We start from the raw sequence: 18,720 nt of genomic DNA, 5'->3' as shown, positions 1-18,720 counted from the left end.
TCTGCACACGTGACCACCGCATCGGCAGTTTGTGCTGTGGTCGCCGTTTTTTGCAGAAACCCAGTATGAGCCATAGTACGCATGATTACTGGATCGCACGTAAGGGTACGCCACTGCACGGTGTGCTGAGTCTCCCCGGGGATAAATCAATGTCCCATCGTGCGGTGATGTTTGCTGCGCTTGCTGACGGGACTTCACATATCGATGGCTTTCTTGAGGGGGAGGACACGCGTTCCACTGCGGCTATTTTGACCAGGCTCGGCGTGCGTATCGAGATTCCCTCATTCTCCCAGCGCATCGTGCATGGTGTCGGCGTGGATGGACTCAAGGCACCGTATAGTCCCCTGGATTGTGGCAACGCCGGCACCGGCATGCGCCTGTTAGCCGGCCTGCTGGCAGCACAGCCTTTCAACAGTGTGTTAATCGGAGACGCCTCACTGTCAAAGCGACCGATGCGGCGTGTGACCGATCCGCTGTCACAGATGGGCGCACGTATCGACACCAGCGACGATGGCACTCCGCCGCTGCGTATCTTTGGTGGTCAAACGCTATGTGGCATTGATTTCATCTCGCCAGTGGCCAGCGCTCAGGTCAAGTCAGCAGTGTTACTGGCTGGACTGTATGCGCGCAACGAAACTGTAGTACGCGAACCGCACCCCACTCGTGATTACACCGAGCGTATGCTCGCTGCGTTCGGTGTGGACATCGATTTTTCGCCAGGTCAGGCGCGGTTGCGTGGTGGACAGCGTTTGGGTGCTGCCGATATTGCAGTTCCCGCTGATTTTTCTTCGGCTGCGTTTTATCTGGTCGCAGCCAGCGTCATTCCTGGCTCGGATATCACACTGCAAGCGGTGGGGCTCAATCCGCGTCGTATCGGTCTGCTAACCGTGTTGCGGCTGATGGGTGCAGATATTACCGAATCCAATCACCATGAGCATGGTGGTGAGTTAGTTGCCGACCTGCGTGTGCGCTATGCGCCGCTCCAGGGTACATGTATTCCTGAAGATCTGGTGCCGGATATGATTGACGAGTTCCCGGTATTGTTTGTCGCTGCAGCGGCGGCCAAGGGTCAAACTGTGGTCAGTGGTGCGGCTGAACTACGGGTCAAGGAATCGGACCGGTTGGCTGTGATGGCGGCAGGCTTGCGCGTGCTCGGCGTCCGGGTGGATGAGACCACGGACGGAGCGACGATTCATGGGGGAGCAATCGAACATGGCACTATCAACACTCATGGCGATCATCGCATCGCCATGGCGTTTTCAATTGCAGGGCAGCTTTCCGTGAGTGGAGTACGTATTGAGGATGTCACCAATGTTGCCACTTCGTTCCCAGGCTATGAGACGTTAGCGCGCAGCGCTGGTTTCGGTCTTGAAGTGTACGGTAATCCATTGGGAATGAACTCCATCAATACCTGAGTCGCGCTGTAAACCATGTGGTGGCTGCCCAAGATATATGCTTCTGATCATCATGTGTTCCAAGCATTGAATCATGCTTGTGTTTCTGACTTACTTCTTCGATTTACCTTGTGAACGGTCAGCATCTGCTGGGTGATGTGCTACTACCACCTATATTCGAAAGGCGAGTTTTGTTTAATTAATGATGGGTGATTCGCGTTGTCCATTCATAGGGGGCTTACAGAAGAAATTGAGTTGTGCATGCAGGTGTGCATGCTTTTTTCCTGGTTACGGCAAAGCGGTGTCTGGCAAGGGCGATACACATCCAAAATATTTTTGTCGACTCGATGATTGGACGGGTACCAGTAGCCACCAAGTCGCAAAAACAACCGGCAGCAACTATTCGAGAGTTTCCCAGATGGTTTCATGACGATGGGTACACATTTCCGCCAAGCCTATGGCATGTGGTTGCACAGGACACCGTTCGTTCAAGCTTCTCAAGCATTGTTCGCCGATTTTTCACCTGTGACGACAAGCATGCCAGCAAGCTCTCTCGTATTCGTCTCACTTGTCTTTGTGTTTGGGTGATGCGTGAAAATACAAACACAACCTGTGAGCAATGTCATCGCGGGCAACGCCCAAGCGATGTGTGCAGGTCAAGACAGATGTGTTGATCTTGTGTGCATCCCCTGCTTTGCCAGCCATGTTGCAGGGGCGAGGAATCTTCGCCTGCTTGGTTGGTGACCAGAATAAGCAGGCGATGCATTGCCATGTGGCGTCAACGCAGAGAGATCGAACTTACTGCCCGAGATTGAACTCAAACGGGATTTCAAGGCTTCCTGGTACCGGTTGATCGTTGCTGTTGCGCGCTGGTTTGAAGCGCCAGCCGCGTACCGTTTGTAGTGCGGCATTATCCAATTCGCGCGAGCCGCTACTCTTGGCCATTTCCACGCCGCTGGGAGCACCTTCGGCATCCACCAGCACCCGCACGGTGACTGTACCGTGATCTCCACGCGCTGCCGCATCGGCTGGATACTCGGGTGGGGGCATTTGTCCAGGTATAGGAGTAGGTTGGTTGATTGGCGTCGTTGCTGCCGCAGTTGGGGCCGATGTTGCCGTGGTCGGCGTCTGCGCCGGCATATTAGCTGGTGTCGTGCCGGTGGGGGATGACGGTATGGGTTCGGGAAGCGTGTCGTTTATTGGTGCATTCTCTGTCGTCAGGCCGTCCTCTGGTAGTGGGTCGGATGGTGCCTTGGGCATATTGGCGGCAACATCGCCTTTAGCCGGCAACGGTGCCGGTAACGGAGCTAGCGTTGGCGTACTTTCGGCCACCGGTGCCACTTGAGTGTCGGTTGCCCTGCCTTGACTGCGTCCTGTCATCCAAAAAACACCAAATAGGAGAATACCGATACCGAATGCGATGCCAGCAATTTTGAATGTATGCGGGGGGAGCAGCTGAGGCGCGGATTGGGCGTAAATACGGCGGGCGTACATGAGACTAAGCCTGGGCGAATGCTGCAATTATTTCACAGTACGGATGAATGTGTGCCACAGGCAGAAGCAGCGATAACAGGCGATAATCGTGACCCGATCCATTTCACCGTGCTGCTTCTATGCTCGATCCGGCCCTGCTGCGTCAACATCTCGCAAAACTTGCTGAACGCTTGTGGAATGCACGCGGTTTCACCCTTGATGTTGCAGCCCTTGAAGCATTGGAAAGCGAACGTAAACGTATCCAGATACGTACCCAAACGTTGCAAGGCTTGCGTAACAGCAAATCTAAGGCGATCGGCCAAGCCAGAAGCAGAGGCGAAGATGTGTCTGTGCTGATGGCAGAGGTTGCTGGTTTTGGTGATGAACTGAAGATGTCGGAGATTGCGTTGGAGCATATCCGCAGCGAATTAGAGACATTGGCGCTGGGTATTCCCAACGTGCCGCAGGAGGATGTGCCGCTCGGTACCGATGAGCGTGAGAACGTAGAGCAGGCACGTTGGGGAGTACCACGTACGTTCGATTTTGTGATCAAGGATCATGTTGAATTGGGTGCGTGTCATGGTTGGTTGGATGCCGAGAGTGCAGCCAAGCTGTCCGGCGCACGTTTCACTGTATTGCGTGGCCCCATTGCACGCCTGCATCGTGCACTTGCGCAGTGCATGCTTGACTTGCATGTTTGCCAGCACGGATACGAAGAAATTAATGTCCCGATCATTGTCAATGCCGACAGCCTGTACGGCACCGGTCAGCTACCAAAATTCGAAGAAGATATGTTCAGTACTCAACTCGGTGAGCATCGGCGCTATTTGATTTCGACTTCGGAAATCTCGCTGACTAATATGGTACGCAACGAGATCATTGAGGCGGATCGTCTGCCACTGCGTATGACCGCACACTCATTGTGTTTCCGTTCCGAGGCAGGCAGTGGTGGCCGCGACACGCGTGGCATGATTCGTCAGCACCAGTTTGAGAAGGTCGAATTGGTCAGCGTATGCAGGCCCGAGGAGAGTGAAATTGAGCACCAGCGTATGACCCGTTGTGCAGAGATGGTGCTGGAGAACCTTGGGCTGCCTTACCGTAAGATGCTGTTGTGCACTGGTGATATGGGATTTGCTGCAACCAAGACCTATGACTTGGAAGTTTGGTTGCCGTCGCAGGGGATGTACCGCGAGATTTCATCGTGCTCCAACTGCGGCGATTTTCAAGCCAGGCGTATGCAAGCCCGCTGGCGTAATCCTGTCACCGGCAAGCCGGAATTGGTACACACTCTCAACGGTTCTGGCGTCGCCGTTGGCCGCGCGATGATTGCGGTGATGGAGAACTACCAGAATGCTGATGGTTCAATTGAGGTGCCGGAGGTGCTGCGTCCTTACATGAATGGCTTGACTCGGATTGGTTGAGTCTGGATGTAGCGACAGTGTGGCAAGGTGCTGTGGACTGTTATGTGCGCTGTAAAGGCATGTCAGAACCATGCAGGTGAGTATCGTGCCCTGCCAAATGAGTGCCGCCTCATCGCTAGCAAATTTGCGACGACATTAGATTGATGAAAAACGGTAATGACTCTCTGGGTGTTGAAGCTGTCAATAGCAAAATGGAGGCATGATTTAGAGGTTAACGTAAAACTTCATGACCCTCCGATGATGAGATTGGAGTACAGGCCGGGCTCACAGAATGAAGTGCAATACAATGCCTTCCAGAAAGGATCGAGTTCTGCCCATCTGTCCGGTGAAACACCACCCAACGCCTCTTATGTTCCACCAGTGTGCCGATTGCTGAGCAGAAATTTTCCGCTTTATTTGCTTTATTTAAAGTTGTCTTTCTGAGTTGTCTTTCTGCGCGGTGCCCCGATACGGGATGCGGCTTCATCTTTGTGCAAACAGGGTGCGATACGCCGTGCGTTGAGGATAAATGATTCTCTGTTGCTATTTACCAATGTTGTGTGGTGGCGATCATGTGCCGCTTGGCTCGGGCTCAATGCCTGGGGCATGTTTCCCTTGATTTCACCACATAAACTTGATTGTCAATCCTGGCATCAATCATTTTGTTCTGATCAATAGATCATCGAATACATCGATAGAGATAGAGATTGGACGCACGCCGATGATGATGTGCTCCGGGGCCAGTGACCGAACATAAAATCGTTATGGAGGATCTCTCCGCTGCCATAATGTGTGTCCCCGGTCAGCGATGTGGCTTTGGGAGGTACTGCTGGCTGCTATGATCGGCTACGTCATCCGCTGCCTAGGGTATAGAGTTGCTGCATCTTAAGATCAGCAAAGCACGACTTTGAGTTTCCCCTGTTTTTACCATCTTTAAGCGCGTAAATATCTTCATGGTACAGAGGGCATTGGAACCAAAGGGCATGCTCGTGTTTTTGCTAAGCATGATGAATCTGGATTTTTTCTTTGATTTTCAAAAATTTTAAAAAGGGAAGTGCAATGGGGACATTAAATAAAATCAGATATGCGTGTTCTGTGTACATGCTGATGGCCGTGGCGACATTGGTCGGATGTAAGCCTGCAGATCATCCTGTCGAATCGACTCAGCGGTCCCAGCCGCCCCATGTTGTGTTGGAACACAAAGATGCCGAACAGGTCCCGTTAAATATTGAAGTGTTTAACCTGGGCGAGCATTCGACCTTTGCAGTCTCCTCCGTATTGGTGACAGGTACTAAAGATGCTGTCCTGATTGATACGCAGTTCTCTGCCGCTGATGCGCGTCAGCTTGTCGAGAAAATCAAGGCATCTGGCAAGCGTCTGATGACGATCTATATCAGTCATGGTGATCCTGACTATTATTTTGGTTTAGATATTGTGCATGCTGCGTTCCCTGAGGCGCAGCTGCTTGCTACTCCACAAACTATCGCGCATATCCAGGCTACCAAGGATGCGAAGTTGAAGCTCTGGGGGCCGCAACTAGGGCAGAACGCACCGAAACAAATCTTGATCCCAAAGGCATTGGAAGGAGACCAGCTGATGCTTGAAGGTCAGGCATTGAGGATTATAGGCCTGGATCGTCCGACGCCTGACCATACTTTTGTGTGGATTCCCTCAATTAGGACAATCGCCGGCGGTATCCTGGTGACGGATGCTCAGCACGTATGGATGGCTGACACACAGACTCCACAGTCGCACCTGGATTGGCTGGCTATGCTGGATCGGATCAAATCACTGGATCCGAAGGTTGTGGTTCCAGGACATTTTTTGCCTGGCGCGTCGCTGGACGGGCGCTCGGTGACGTTCACTGCCGATTATATCCGTGCCTTTGACGAGGAAACCGCTAAAGCCAAGGATGCGGCTGCGCTGATCGCAGCGATGCAGCGACGTTATCCCGGACTTGGTGGCGAGAAATCGCTTGAGATCAGTGCCAAGGTGGCCAAGGGCGAGATGGAATGGAAGTGATGTGACGGATAGGGCGGCTGTTTAGGCCGCCTCCAGCACTGTCAGCACTTTCGACGGATGGATCATATGTTCTCTCCTGGCGGTGGCGGATGAGCAGGATGTATGGCACTAAGATCGATTCTTCGTTTGATCTTTCATTGGTTGACTGTTTGCTGTGTTGTTCGATCTGAAAACACACGCTTCATTTGAATGATGTGAGCAATGTGTTGAAAGAGCGGGCTCATATCCGAAGGTGTGAAGGCTGTATCGATACGAGATCATTAGCATGATGCACATGAAGAAAATCTCTTAATTTTGTGGATCGGAAAAGTTGAAAACGTCAGGCGATCACTGCGGATGATGAGTGATAAGTGCGACGGTATTTTTAACTTACGATCGCAGTACATAAAGCCGTGAAGCAGTCCTGTGGAGTTGGTTCGAGTGGCTGTAACGCTGAATAGATTCACTTTAGTCATAACCCCCATCAATACCATTGCATCGAAGCCCTGAGTGAAATGGGTGGCTTCATAGGTGGAATGGCCTTTCCGGTCAGTTCCACCGTTCAGTGTCACTGACGGTGATCTTCACCCTAATCACATGGGTTGACCTAAAATCCAATTCGGGCACAACACCGCTCAGAGATCATCGGCATGCGCAGCCTGGGCGGGGGGATAGAGGCATCTCCTAGTCAATCTCTAAATGGATCCCGCGACATGGCACAAAGACTTAAATTTGGGACAGATTGCAGAGGTGCCCGAGTTGATCTCCCATGCATCCATCAATCAGTAAGCCTATTACGTCTATGTTGAGCGTCACCGAAGCAGTGAGCCGCTCAAACTTCTGTGCTGTCCAGAGCAGTGATGAAGGTCAACAGTGTTAGCAGTACCGTTGAAACGACAGGAAAACACTGGCTCAGTCCCGTTTCCGCCGAGGAAACGAGGAAATCAGTCGAGAGATATATCCAGTGGCAATAGTCAGATCCATGTTGGTGATGATGATCTCGTCATCCCATACAAAACCAATGCGCCCAGAAGTAAAAAGGTTCTAAGAAGCATTTCTACGTAGACCTTTCGACTCACTGCAACCAGCTCCTGTTTTGGTGTGCCGGAAGCGATGTACCGAGCTGCGCATCACCAGGCCATTTTCTATAAAGTATCGAGCTGCATCGGTGCCTCGCTGGTGGCTGGGATGAAGGAGCTTCAAAAAGAAAGCATGAAAGCAGTACATCCATTCCTGGATATTGGTGAATGCGTTGTAACTACTGTTTCTACGGACAAGCGTCCCAATTGGAGTTTGGAGAGGCGTGTAGGGCAGAAAAATGGAGACGATACGGCTTTTCAATGAAGTGGCTTGGAAGCTCTACTCAACATCGCGTAGGTTCGGAAACGTAGTCTCGTGAATCGATTTACAAGCACCCTTATCGAAGTTTAAGGATGAAATCGAAGTGTTTGGGGCACGTTGTAAGACGACAGAACAATCTGGTAGCGCTTGACAGGATGCATGCATCGCCATCCTTGCAGGACGATGGTAAGGACTTTACAGAACATTGCTTCAATATATGCTCACGATCCATTTTCATTCGTACATTATCCAGTGCTTCATTGTGATGATGGCCTCAATTATTTGTGGTAGAGCGCGATAGAGCGACTTCCTTTTGGAGCCGTGTGGCCTGGGAGATGACATGTCTTTTAGGTTTTGCGATGGCTTCCCCTTCACTGTACTTGACGTTCGAAATGCTGTTTCTTGAAAGCTCAAACCAGTTGCTGTCTGGTAGAAGTGGCATCCGGATTTTCCTGATTGGCCTCCCAGCCCGCATAATGTTCAAATGACCCCTTTCATCAAAACTCCTTTCATGTCTAGGATCATCGCCATTGCCAACCAAAAAGGTGGTGTCGGTAAGACCACGACAGCGATTAATCTGGCGGCAGGTTTGGTACGCTCATCCAAGCGTGTACTGCTGGTGGACCTTGATTCGCAGGGCAATGCGACGATGGGCAGCGGTGTGGATAAGAACGAGGTGATCTCGTCCACCTGTGAGGTTCTGCTGGGTGAAAGTAGTGTCGCCGAGAGTCGGACCAGGGCCCCGGAAGGTTTCGATTTACTGCCTGGCAACATCGATTTGACTGCAGCGGCCATTCAATTGATGGAGCAAAGCGAGCGTGAGCAGCGGCTTAAGCGTGCGTTGGTACCGATTCGTGATCAGTACGATTTTATCTTGATTGACTGCCCGCCGGCGCTGTCGCTGCTGACATTGAATGCCCTGACTGCAGCTGATTCGGTGATTGTGCCGATGCAGTGCGAGTATTACGCGCTGGAAGGGTTGAGTGCGCTCCTAGAAACGATCGAGGCGCTGCGCGCCAACCTGAATCCGATGCTGGAGATTGAGGGCGTTCTGCGCACGATGTTTGATATTCGAAACAATCTGGCCAATGCCGTTTCGGCTGAGTTGACCGAGCACTTTGGTGACAAAGTGTTCCGGACCATTGTGCCGCGTAATGTGCGCTTGGCTGAGGCTCCAAGTTACGGGCAAAGCATCGTCGGTTATGACGGCGCTTCGCGTGGTAGCGTGGCTTATTTGGGTCTGGCCAACGAAGTGATTCTCCGCCAGAACAACCGCAAAAAGGCTAACGTTGTGGAGACCAATTGATGAATAAACCCAGCCCTCCTCTCAAGAAGCGTGGTCTTGGCCGTGGTCTTGAAGCCTTACTTGGGTCTAAGGGTGGATCTTCCGTGCCACCGACGCTTGCTGAGGAGCAGTTCTCTGACGAAGAACTGCGTACGCTGCAAGTCACGCAGTTACAGCCCAGTAAGTACCAACCGCGACGAGAGATGAATGATGTCAAGCTGACTGAGCTTGCTGAGTCGATCAAGGCACAGGGGGTAATTCAGCCGATTATCGTGCGCGAGCTGGCTTTGGATATGTTCGAGATTGTTGCTGGCGAGCGCCGTTGGCGCGCCTCGCAATTGGCTGGGTTGAGCGAAGTACCGGTGCTCGTTCGCGAGTTGGATGATCGTACCGTGATTGCTATGGCGCTGATCGAAAACATCCAGCGCGAAGATCTTAATCCACTGGAGGAAGCACAGGCACTGCAGCGGCTGATCGATGAGTTCTCGTTGACTCATGCAGAAGCTGCTGAGGCTGTCGGCCGCTCACGTGCGGCGGTGTCTAATCTCTTACGTTTACTTGAACTTCCGGTGGGGATCCGTACGTTGCTGGAGTCACGTCAGTTGGAGATGGGCCACGCGCGTGCCTTGTTGACCCTGGCGCCAGAACTGGCGACTAAGCTGGCCAAGGAAGTGGTTGACCAAGGGTGGTCGGTCCGTGAGGTTGAGCACCGTGCTCAGCAGTTTGCCGCTGGAAAAGTGCCAGACGTCCGTGACAAGAAGGCCAAGCCCGCCGCGAGTATTTCTTCTCAACCCGACATCGCCTCGTTGGAGATTGAGTTGTCTGAGCGCTTGGGTACCAAGGTGGCGATCAATCATGGCCGTGCTGGTAAAGGTAAGTTAGTGATCCACTACACTGACTTGGACGTCCTTGATGGTGTTTTGGAGAGGTTACGTACTCGTGCTGCTGGTTAGGTGCCCCTATGGCTTCCCCAATTTTGCTGCCATGTATACGGAGATGAAGAAGAAAGGTCACCATCGTCTGTTATCTGGGCTGCGAGTAGGATCAGTGCCTGATCTCGGTGTATCTGCATGATGGCTACACCTATGGCCACCAAGTGCAGCTGTGCCTAGTGGTTGGAGTGGATCTGGCATGGTGATGTGTGATCGATCTTTTACCGTTGATCGTGTATTGCCTCCCGGGAGGACCACCACGGCCATGGTAGGTATTTGCAGTCACGTGCAAGAACACGTTGCAGGGTTCGTGATTGCTATGGAAAGCATGGGCGCCTGTGCGGCGGCTGGTTGGATGGATCTGCGAGTCTGGAGCCTATCTGGAGGATCCCAATGACGGTGTTGGTGACAGGTGCGGCTGGCTTCATCGGTGCCCATATTTGTCGCGCGTTGGCCGCATGCAACGCTAAGGTGGTCGGATTGGATAACTACAATGCCTACTACGATCCGCAGCTGAAGCGTGACCGCGTTACAGCCCTATGTCCGGATATTGATATCCGTAGGCTTGATTTGATCGACCGCGATAGATTGGCGGCACTGTTTGACGAGGTTCAGCCCGAATGTGTTGTGCATCTGGCTGCGCAGGTGGGGGTGCGCTACTCGCTTGAGAACCCGTATGCCTACGTAGATAGCAATCTTGTCGGTTTTATCAATGTGTTGGAGCTATGTCGGCATTGTCGTGTGCAGCACTTGGTTTACGCTTCGAGCAGTTCAGTGTATGGCGACTCAGCGACCCCGCCGTTCTCGGAGGAGCAGCGCGTGGATCAGCCACGCTCCCTATACGGCGCAACAAAGGCTGCCAACGAATTGATGGCCTATAGCTACGCTCAACTCTATGGGCTGCGTGCCACTGGTCTGCGTTTCTTTACTGTCTATGGTCCCTGGGGACGGCCGGACATGGCGCCGTTGATCTTTAGCCGTGCTGTACTGGAAGGGCGCCCCATTGAAGTATTCAACCATGGTCGCATGGAGCGCGACTTCACTTTTATTGATGACATTATTACTGGTGTTATTGGTGCGCTTGATCATCCGGGTGAGCGGGCGGTGCCACACCGTCTGTTCAACTTGGGTAATCATACTCCCGTGCCACTTGAGCATTTCATCGCGGTGATCGAGCAGGCGGCTGGCAGGCAAGCTGATAAGCATTACAAACCAATGCAACCGGGTGACATGACCACCACAATGGCAGATATTGCCTCGGCACGCACCGCGTTTGGATTCGAACCGGTCACACCGATTGAGATCGGTTTGCCGCAGGTGGTGGATTGGTGCCGTCGCTACTTTGGTGCACGTTTCTAATGTACTGATTTCAATCGATTGAAGTGTGCCGAAAATGCATTGCTTTTTTCTTCCGTAGTGCTTGCAGCGATAGATGTCCCATGAATGATTTGCAACTTTCTGTTGTGGTTCCGGTATTTAATGAGCGTGATAATGTTGCGCCCCTGATTGCTGAGATCGTTGGTGTACTGCGCGGAGTGAGGGCGTTTGAGATTGTATATGTTGATGACAATTCAAAAGACGACTCGCTCTCTGTGTTGCAAGGATTAAAGGTCTCCACTCCGGAACTGCGCGTGTTCCACCATGCTGCCCGAGCGGGGCAAAGCACGGCGATACGCAACGGAGTGAAGGTTGCGCGTGCGCCTTGGGTGGTCACCCTGGATGGTGACGGCCAGAACGACCCGTCCGACATCCTCAAACTATTGGCTGCACGCGAAGTGGCTGAACCGTTGGTGAGGCTATTCAACGGTTGGCGCCTCTATCGTCAAGATTCAAGTTCCAAGCGCTGGGCGAGCAAATGGGCGAATACGATCCGGGCACGCCTGCTGCGTGATGACACACCGGATACCGGTTGCGGTATCAAGCTGTTCGAACGTGCGGCGTTCTTGGAACTCCCGTACTTCGATCATATGCATCGTTTCCTGCCAGCGTTGATGCAGCGCGCTGGCTGGGAAACCGCCAATGTCCCGGTGAGTCACCGTCCTCGTGTTTCTGGGGTGTCCAAGTACAACAATCTCCATCGTGCCTTGGTAGGCATCCGTGATCTGTATGGTGTGGCATGGTTGATGGCACGTAGCACATGCATTGATGCTCAGGAATGTTGACGTGTGGAGTGATGAGTTGAACGCGCAGTTGCAGTGGCTGGCTTGGACCGGATTGCATGTCACCGGTTGGAAGCTGATCGGTTATAGCGGTGCTTTGATGTTTGGTGGACGTTGGGTCATCCAGTTTTTGGCTTCGAAGCGTGCTGGCAGGCCAGTGATTCCACGTCTGTTTTGGTACATGAGCGTGCTCGGCAGCTTAATGACACTGAGTTACTTCATGTTTTCAGCCAAGCGGGATTCGGTAGGCGTATTACAGAACTTGTTACCAGCATTCACAGCGTTCTACAGCTTGTATTTGGACATCAAGCATCGAGGCTGGAAGTAGGATCTTGTTCCATATTCAACACGAGCAGACTTGGCTGTCATCCTGCGGTTCGCTCAGTAAACCGACTCAGGTCATGCTTACACATCAACGTGTGTCTGTGTCAGGACAGTTGCGTCGTACGGTTCAAAGAGGACTCTGGGAGCGCCACGATTCATAGAAAGATCGCTTGCAACTTCTTAGAAGCTCTCTCATGGATGGCTACGTATTGGATGAGTCGGATGTATAACGGCCTCTGGTAGCATCACTGGGCTTGGCGCGTTATTAAGGTATACGTATGGATGACTTCTGTGTTGCGTCATTTCAGTGGTATCCCAGGATGCTAGCCACTCCGTATTCCGGACTGAGTAGATTGCTGCCTGTGAGGCTAGGTCAGCTTGCAATCACACAGATACCAGCGCATGTGTGATGTGGTGTAAGCCGGCTTCCATTTTGACCGATTCCTCATCATTGCAGGCAGAGTAAATTTATTTCACAGATGTGTGCTTGGTTGATGTGGGCTCTCTGCGAGCAGCGGTGCACCTGCGAGTGCTTAGTCACACATACTTCGTGCGTTGTGGACAAGGAGTAGGCTCGAGGCTCGATCAGCGGGTTCGCAGCACAATCCAGCACGCGCGATTGCGCAACCATTCTTATGTTTAGCTGTGCTTGGAGCAGCTCGCACATATACTTCAGTGTGCGAACCAGCCTGTTTGACAACAGGTATCTTTTGCTAATGATGACAACGTTGTTGCTGTGATCGTAGAGCATGGGCTGTGGAAGGGCAGGATGGTCGAACATAAAATCGGTGTCTTGTGCATTCAATATTCGAGAATGCATACCGGCGATATTGCCTGGTGCACGGTGTTGATAGAGCGTGCCACTGAGTGTTCATGGGCCACGTGTGACATGGTGCGGTGCGTGTTGAGTTGCTATTTGCCAGAGAGTCTGTGTGTAAGCAAACAAGCCACGTGCAGGTAATCGACCATAATTCAACACATGATAGAGCCTTGTAACATCGCTGCAGTGCTGCCGCGTTTGGCACGCGAACGCCCCGACCAAATTGCGATTCGCTGTCCGGGGCGTCATGTTTCTGGTGGTATGGCGGCTTATGACGTGACCCTCAGCTATCGTGAATTAGACATGCGCAGCGATGCGATCGCGGCTGGCTTTAGCGGTTATGGCATCGGCCGCGGGGTGCGTACCGTGGTTATGGTGCGGCCTTCGCTGGAATTTTTCTTGCTGATGTTTGCCCTGTTCAAGGCTGGCGCGGTACCGGTACTCGTGGATCCGGGGATCGATCGATCCGCCTTGAAACAATGCTTGAAAGAGGCCGAACCTCAGGCATTCATCGGTATCTTGCTAGCACAACTGGCACGGCGTTTGTTGCGTTGGGCACCTTCCGTCACACGGATTGTCACCGTCGATACCCGGTGGGCGTGTGGCGGCACCACGCTGGCGCGCCTGGAGCGTGCTGGCGTAGGCGCAGGTGCCCAACTGGCCGATACGACGGCTGATGAGATTGCAGCGATTCTGTTCACCAGTGGCTCAACAGGCGTGCCTAAGGGAGTGGTGTATCGTCACCGTCACTTTCTCGGTCAGATTGCTTTGTTGCGAGACATGCTTGGCATTGTGCCCGGAGGGGTAGACTTGCCAACCTTTCCTCCGTTTGCGTTGTTCAGTCCAGCACTGGGTTTAACCAGCATCATTCCGGATATGGATCCCAGATGTCCGGCCCGGGCGGATCCACGCAAGCTGCATGATGCAATCGCACGTTTCAATGTGAGCCATTTGTTTGGTTCACCTGCGTTGCTGCGGGTCTTGGCCGAGTACGGCAGGCCGTTGCCAACGTTGCGTTGCGTGACCTCGGCGGGTGCTCCGGTGCCCCCGGAAGTGGTGGCACAGATACGCGCGCTATTGCCCGAAGACGCGCAATTCTGGACGCCCTATGGGGCCACCGAATGTTTGCCGGTCGCGGTTGTGGAGAGCCGTGAATTGGAAACCACGCGTGCTGCCACTGAGCGTGGTGCTGGGACGTGCGTTGGTCATGTGATGGCACCAAACCTGGTACGTATCATTGCGATTGACGATGCGGTCATTGAAGCGTGGGATGCAGTGCGTGAAGTCGGCCTGGGGGAGATCGGTGAGATTACTGTCGTTGGCCCTAGCGCCACTGATACCTACTGCAACCGTACAGCAGCGACGCGCCTCGCCAAGATTCGAGAGCGTTTGGCCGATGGCAGTGAGCGTATTGTGCATCGCATGGGAGACCTCGGTTACTTTGATGCGCAGCGCCGCTTGTGGTTCTGTGGGCGCAAGACACATCGCGTGGAGACAGTGCACGGACCGTTGTATACCGAGCAGGTCGAGCCTGTTTTCAATGTCATCAACGGTGTGCGCCGTACCGCGCTGGTGGGTATCGGTGCGCTTGGCGCGCAGCGCCCGGTGTTGTGCTACGAGGCGCTGCCAGGCGTGGATGCGGCTGCGTTGGAGCAGCGTTTGCGTGTCACTGCAAGGGCGTCTCTGCACACCGTCGCTATTGCTGATGTTCTAAGCCATCCCGGGTTTCCGGTCGATATCCGTCATAACGCCAAGATTGGACGTGAACACCTGGCGGTGTGGGCGGCACAACAGTTGGCGTGCTGAAAGGGATGGTGTGCGGGATGCCGCGAGGTGAACGAGGCTGGGTCGGCCGGGTGCCAGTCCTGGGTTGCAACGATGGTGTGGTATCCGGCGTGCATCGCAGAGTGCAGCGATTTCAGGCACGATGGACGCTCCTGGGTCGCACGCAAATGCCCCGCCGGGTATGAAATCAGGTTGCAGATCAACCACGATCAGCGCGACGTTTTCGGGGTGCAATGGAAGTGGAACCAAGGTCCTTTAATCGATTGCTTCAGGCGGTTGACGAGATGGCGTGTCAGTTACCGATTCAGGTGTGTCGCCGTAGTACAGTACGCCGAGTTTGATCCGTTCCCGGCCCTGGGCGCGGCGATGGTGGTTGCTGTCCCGCAGCGAGTAGACGCAGCCGCAATACTCCTGCTGGTAGAAGTGCTCCCGCTTGCTAATCTCGATCATGCGTTGGCTACCGCCGTGTTTGCGCCAGTTGTAATCCCAGTAGACCAGACCGGGATAAGGTGCAGCGGCGCGGTGGCCACAGTCGTTAATCTGCTGCATGTTTTTCCAGCGCGAGATCCCTAGAGAACTGGTGATCACTGGGAAGCCGTGCTCGTAGGCGTACAGTGCGGTGCGTTCGAAGCGCATATCAAAACACATGGTGCATCGGATGCCGCGTTCGGGTTCGTTCTCCATCCCCTTGGCGCGCGCAAACCAAGCATCGGTGTCGTAATCGGCATCAATGAACGGCACGCCGTGTTTCTCGGCAAAACGGATATTTTCCTGCTTACGCAGTTCGTATTCTTTGAGTGGATGGATGTTGGGGTTATAAAAGAAAATGGTGTAGTCGATACCGGATGCCACAAAGGCTTCCATAAGTTCGCCCGAGCAAGGAGCGCAGCACGAATGTAATAGCAGGCGCTCACCTTGTGGCAGTTGCAGAGGCGGGCGAACGGGGGGGGATGGATGGGACCTCATACAGCGTGCTCCAGTGCGTGCCGGGACGGTTCCCCGCCCCGGCTGTGTTCAGATAAGCCTGCGTTCATTCGGCGCGCAGCCGCTGTGCGGCGTGCACCATCGTTTGTAGTGCGGCCCGGGTTTCCTTCCAGCCACGTGTTTTTAGACCGCAGTCTGGATTGACCCACAATTGTTCCGGCGCCAATACCGCACGTGCCTTTTTCAATAGCTGCACCATTTCCTCTTCCTGTGGTACACGCGGCGAGTGAATATCGTACACCCCAGGGCCGATAGCGTTCGGATAGCGGAACTTCACGAATGCATCCAGCAACTCCATGCGTGAACGTGATGTCTCGATCGAGATGACGTCCGCGTCTAATGCAGCCACGGCTTCGATGATGTCGTTGAACTCCGAGTAGCACATGTGAGTATGGATCTGGGTGGTGTCGCGTACATTCGAAGAGGCAATGCGGAAGCTGTCCACGGCCCAGTTCAGATAGTCCGCCCATTCGCCACGGCGTAGTGGCAGACCTTCACGGATGGCTGGTTCGTCGATTTGAATCACGCTGATTCCAGCCGCCTCTAAATCCTGGACTTCGTCGCGCAGTGCCAGTGCGATCTGTCGGCATGTCTGGGCGCGTTCCTGATCATCGCGTACGAACGACCATTGCAGCATCGTCACTGGACCAGTGAGCATCCCTTTCAGCGGTTTGGCGGTGAGTGATTGTGCATAAGCAGACCAAGCCACGGTCATCGGCGCCGGGCGCGCCACATCGCCATAAATGATGGGAGGCTTGACACAGCGCGATCCGTAACTCTGTACCCAGCCGAACTTGGTGAAGATGAAGCCATCCAACTGTTCCCCGAAGTATTCGACCATGTCGTTGCGCTCGAACTCGCCGTGCACTAAGACGTCCAGTCCGATCTCTTCTTGGGTACGCACGCAGCGCTCGGTTTCTGCCTTCAGAAACACCTCATAGTCGGTTTCGGACAACTTGCCGGATTTGAATTGAGCGCGGGCCTCGCGTACCTCCAGCGTCTGCGGGAATGAACCAATCGTGGTGGTCGGGTAAGCAGGCAGGTTGAGTGCGTGCTGCTGTGCTTGACGGCGCTGCGGGTAGGCTGTGTTGCGCCGGGTGGTTTCTGGTCTGAGTGCGGCGAGGCGCTGTGCCACTTCGGGGCGGTGGACCTTCGGTGATTGGCGCCGTGTCTCCAATGCCTGGCGTGCTTGCGCCAGTGCCGTTTCGGCTGTCGGCTTACCGTCCAGTGCGTCTGCCAGCACATGTAGTTCGCCAAGTTTTTGCTTGGCAAATGCAAGCCAGTGACGTACATCGGGATCCAGGTTTTTTTCTTGTTCCAGATCTACCGGCACGTGCAGTAGCGAGCATGACGGTGCCAGCCATAACCGATCCGCACCGACGTGGCCCTGCGCGTAGCGTGCCAGCGTCAGTGCGTTGTCCAGTGCGGTGCGCCATATATTGCGTCCGTTCACCAGGCCAGCGGAGAGCACCCGCCCCGCGGGCAATGCTTTGAGGACGGCGTCCAACTGTTCGGTGCCACGCACCAAGTCCACGTGTATGCCATCGGCAGGGAGTTGCAACGCCAGTCCGAGATTGTCGCCGAGCGAACCAAAGTAGCTGGTCAACAGCAGTTTTGGACGTGGTCCCTGAGTCAGTGTGGCGTAGGCGTCACGGAATGCTTGCTGCGTGTGTGTGTCCAGGTCCAGCACCAGTGTTGGTTCGTCTAGTTGTACCCATTCCGCACCGGCGGCTTGCAATTGGCTCAGCAATTGAGTGTAGACCGGCAGCAAACGCTCCAGCAGGTCGAGCCAGTTGCTGCCATCCACTGTCTTGGACAGCAAGAGAAAGCTCACCGGTCCGAGCAGCACCGGGCGGGTACGAATACCCAGCGCCAGTGCTTCTTTGAACTCGGCGACCGGTTTGTCGCCACGTAACGCGAAATGCTGGTCGCGGTGCAGTTCTGGGACGAGATAGTGGTAATTGGTATCGAACCATTTGGTCATCTCCAGAGCGTGCAGGTCAATCCCGTCAGCTTGGCGACCACGCGCCATCGCGAAGTAACCGGCCAGCGGATCAGCATCTGCCAGGGTGCGGTAGCGCTGTGGAATGGCGTCGACCAGGAATGCGGTATCCAGGACGTGGTCATATAGGCTGAAGTCGTTGCTCGGTGGCAGGTCTACACCCGCCTCGCGTTGTAGCCGCCAGTGCCGTGCACGAAGTTCGCAGGCGGTGTGTTGCAGCTGCGTGGCATCGGTGTCGCCACGCCAGTGGCTTTCCAGCGCGCGCTTGAGCTCGCGTCGTGCGCCGATGCGCGGGAAACCCAGGTTGGTCACGATTGTCATAGTGGGTGTTCTCAGTACTTGAAGGGCGATGAAGAACGAAACAACTGTGCAGCTTGCCCGTTACCGATGTCATGTCATCGGCCTTCTCCTTCGCCGGCGAACCGGTTGGAGTGGGCAGCGTGCGGACGCATGTCTGCTCAATGCGGGCCGGGTCGCTTCCCGCGGAGCGCCAAGCTGAAACCAAGGATCATGTGATCCTACGGTCCAGATGGATATTGGGGTGTATGGACAGGCCGTGCGAGCACACGGAAAGCCTACTACCCGTCATATTCCAGGGGCGCGCCGGTGCCCAGGGTGGATAACGGGGGTCGTTTCCATTCACCTTTGCTGAGTCGCTCCGGAATGGGATGCAAGCATCCTTCACCGGGCTTTCCTTCAACTCCATCGCTTCATCGAGATGTAGCGATGAAAGACTCAGCATGTGCAGCGTAGGTGCCGCGCATGTCCAGGTCAAGCATCAGTGCACTTCAATCGTGGCGTGGTTACTTCGGTCTTGATA

At 54.2% G+C, this 18,720-nt stretch carries 13 protein-coding genes and 1 pseudogene; 10 read left to right on the top strand and 4 right to left on the bottom strand.

Going from position 1 to position 18,720, the window contains the following annotated elements; all coding sequences use genetic code 11:
* Positions 1–65: 65 nt before the first annotated feature.
* Positions 66–1,415, top strand: coding sequence for a 3-phosphoshikimate 1-carboxyvinyltransferase (gene aroA, locus PLS229_RS07595; RefSeq protein WP_038271135.1), 1,350 nt, complete (start codon positions 66–68; stop codon positions 1,413–1,415).
* 777 nt (positions 1,416–2,192) lie between these two features.
* Here aroA and PLS229_RS07590 read toward each other — a convergent pair.
* Positions 2,193–2,888, bottom strand: coding sequence for an energy transducer TonB (locus PLS229_RS07590; protein ID WP_038271136.1), 696 nt, complete (start codon positions 2,886–2,888; stop codon positions 2,193–2,195).
* Between the two features lie 119 nt (positions 2,889–3,007).
* On the opposite strand from PLS229_RS07590, the gene serS reads away from it, so the two are divergent.
* From serS to oleC, 9 genes are all read left to right on the top strand, one after another.
* Positions 3,008–4,288 carry a serine--tRNA ligase gene (gene serS, locus PLS229_RS07585; RefSeq protein ID WP_038271137.1) on the top strand — a complete coding sequence of 427 codons (1,281 nt, stop codon included), beginning with the start codon at positions 3,008–3,010 and terminating at the stop codon, positions 4,286–4,288.
* A gap of 1,038 nt (positions 4,289–5,326) precedes the next feature.
* Complete coding sequence (locus tag PLS229_RS07580) at positions 5,327–6,289, top strand: MBL fold metallo-hydrolase (protein ID WP_038271138.1); 963 nt, start codon at positions 5,327–5,329, stop codon at positions 6,287–6,289.
* A gap of 1,080 nt (positions 6,290–7,369) precedes the next feature.
* Positions 7,370–7,612, top strand: coding sequence for a hypothetical protein (locus PLS229_RS07575; RefSeq protein WP_152536608.1), 243 nt, complete (start codon positions 7,370–7,372; stop codon positions 7,610–7,612).
* A gap of 508 nt (positions 7,613–8,120) precedes the next feature.
* The gene (locus tag PLS229_RS07570; protein ID WP_038271140.1) at positions 8,121–8,915 is read left to right on the top strand and encodes a ParA family protein; all 795 of its coding nucleotides are present in this window, start codon (positions 8,121–8,123) and stop codon (positions 8,913–8,915) included.
* Positions 8,915–9,847, top strand: a complete 933-nt coding sequence (locus PLS229_RS07565; protein WP_038271141.1) for a ParB/RepB/Spo0J family partition protein — start codon at positions 8,915–8,917, stop codon at positions 9,845–9,847. The genes PLS229_RS07570 and PLS229_RS07565 overlap by 1 nt, the downstream gene beginning before the upstream one ends.
* A gap of 372 nt (positions 9,848–10,219) precedes the next feature.
* The gene (locus tag PLS229_RS07560) at positions 10,220–11,185 is read left to right on the top strand and encodes an NAD-dependent epimerase/dehydratase family protein (RefSeq protein ID WP_038271142.1); all 966 of its coding nucleotides are present in this window, start codon (positions 10,220–10,222) and stop codon (positions 11,183–11,185) included.
* Positions 11,186–11,265: 80 nt separating this feature from the next.
* The gene (locus tag PLS229_RS07555; RefSeq protein ID WP_038271143.1) at positions 11,266–11,988 is read left to right on the top strand and encodes a glycosyltransferase; all 723 of its coding nucleotides are present in this window, start codon (positions 11,266–11,268) and stop codon (positions 11,986–11,988) included.
* Positions 11,972–12,313 (top strand): lipid-A-disaccharide synthase N-terminal domain-containing protein, encoded by a 342-nt coding sequence (locus PLS229_RS07550; RefSeq protein WP_038271144.1) that lies wholly within the window; start codon positions 11,972–11,974, stop codon positions 12,311–12,313. Before PLS229_RS07555 ends, PLS229_RS07550 begins: the two co-directional genes overlap by 17 nt.
* 975 nt (positions 12,314–13,288) lie before the next feature.
* Positions 13,289–14,935: an olefin beta-lactone synthetase gene (oleC, locus tag PLS229_RS07545; RefSeq protein ID WP_038271146.1), complete on the top strand. Its 1,647-nt coding sequence runs from the start codon at positions 13,289–13,291 to the stop codon at positions 14,933–14,935.
* On the opposite strand, the pseudogene PLS229_RS12295 reads toward oleC, so the two are convergent.
* From PLS229_RS12295 to metE, 3 genes and pseudogenes are all read right to left on the bottom strand, one after another.
* A pseudogene (locus tag PLS229_RS12295) lies at positions 14,932–15,148 on the bottom strand (nicotinamidase); the annotation flags it as partial. The gene oleC and the pseudogene PLS229_RS12295 overlap by 4 nt on opposite strands.
* Positions 15,149–15,169: 21 nt before the next feature.
* Positions 15,170–15,880, bottom strand: coding sequence for an epoxyqueuosine reductase QueH (locus tag PLS229_RS07540; RefSeq protein WP_051482305.1), 711 nt, complete (start codon positions 15,878–15,880; stop codon positions 15,170–15,172).
* Positions 15,881–15,944: 64 nt separating this feature from the next.
* Positions 15,945–18,221, bottom strand: a complete 2,277-nt coding sequence (metE, locus tag PLS229_RS07535; RefSeq protein WP_038271147.1) for a 5-methyltetrahydropteroyltriglutamate--homocysteine S-methyltransferase — start codon at positions 18,219–18,221, stop codon at positions 15,945–15,947.
* Positions 18,222–18,720 lie beyond the last annotated feature (499 nt).

Source organism: Xylella taiwanensis (assembly GCF_013177435.1).
GTDB classification, from domain to species: domain Bacteria; phylum Pseudomonadota; class Gammaproteobacteria; order Xanthomonadales; family Xanthomonadaceae; genus Xylella; species Xylella taiwanensis.
Note: the sequence above shows the minus strand (reverse complement) of the source record. Positions and strands in the feature narration are given on the sequence as shown.

What these genes read in the sequence shown, in the direction of transcription:
- PLS229_RS07540 (WP_051482305.1), bottom strand. Translation starts at nt 15,880, where the DNA reads ATGAGGTCCCATCCATCCCCCCCCGTTCGCCCGCCTCTGCAACTGCCA.
- PLS229_RS07560 (WP_038271142.1), top strand. Translation starts at nt 10,220, where the DNA reads ATGACGGTGTTGGTGACAGGTGCGGCTGGCTTCATCGGTGCCCATATT.
- PLS229_RS07590 (WP_038271136.1), bottom strand. Translation starts at nt 2,888, where the DNA reads ATGTACGCCCGCCGTATTTACGCCCAATCCGCGCCTCAGCTGCTCCCC.
- oleC (WP_038271146.1), top strand. Translation starts at nt 13,289, where the DNA reads ATGATAGAGCCTTGTAACATCGCTGCAGTGCTGCCGCGTTTGGCACGC.
- PLS229_RS07565 (WP_038271141.1), top strand. Translation starts at nt 8,915, where the DNA reads ATGAATAAACCCAGCCCTCCTCTCAAGAAGCGTGGTCTTGGCCGTGGT.
- metE (WP_038271147.1), bottom strand. Translation starts at nt 18,221, where the DNA reads ATGACAATCGTGACCAACCTGGGTTTCCCGCGCATCGGCGCACGACGC.
- PLS229_RS07580 (WP_038271138.1), top strand. Translation starts at nt 5,327, where the DNA reads ATGGGGACATTAAATAAAATCAGATATGCGTGTTCTGTGTACATGCTG.
- PLS229_RS07550 (WP_038271144.1), top strand. Translation starts at nt 11,972, where the DNA reads ATGCTCAGGAATGTTGACGTGTGGAGTGATGAGTTGAACGCGCAGTTG.
- PLS229_RS07555 (WP_038271143.1), top strand. Translation starts at nt 11,266, where the DNA reads ATGAATGATTTGCAACTTTCTGTTGTGGTTCCGGTATTTAATGAGCGT.
- serS (WP_038271137.1), top strand. Translation starts at nt 3,008, where the DNA reads ATGCTCGATCCGGCCCTGCTGCGTCAACATCTCGCAAAACTTGCTGAA.
- aroA (WP_038271135.1), top strand. Translation starts at nt 66, where the DNA reads ATGAGCCATAGTACGCATGATTACTGGATCGCACGTAAGGGTACGCCA.
- PLS229_RS07570 (WP_038271140.1), top strand. Translation starts at nt 8,121, where the DNA reads ATGTCTAGGATCATCGCCATTGCCAACCAAAAAGGTGGTGTCGGTAAG.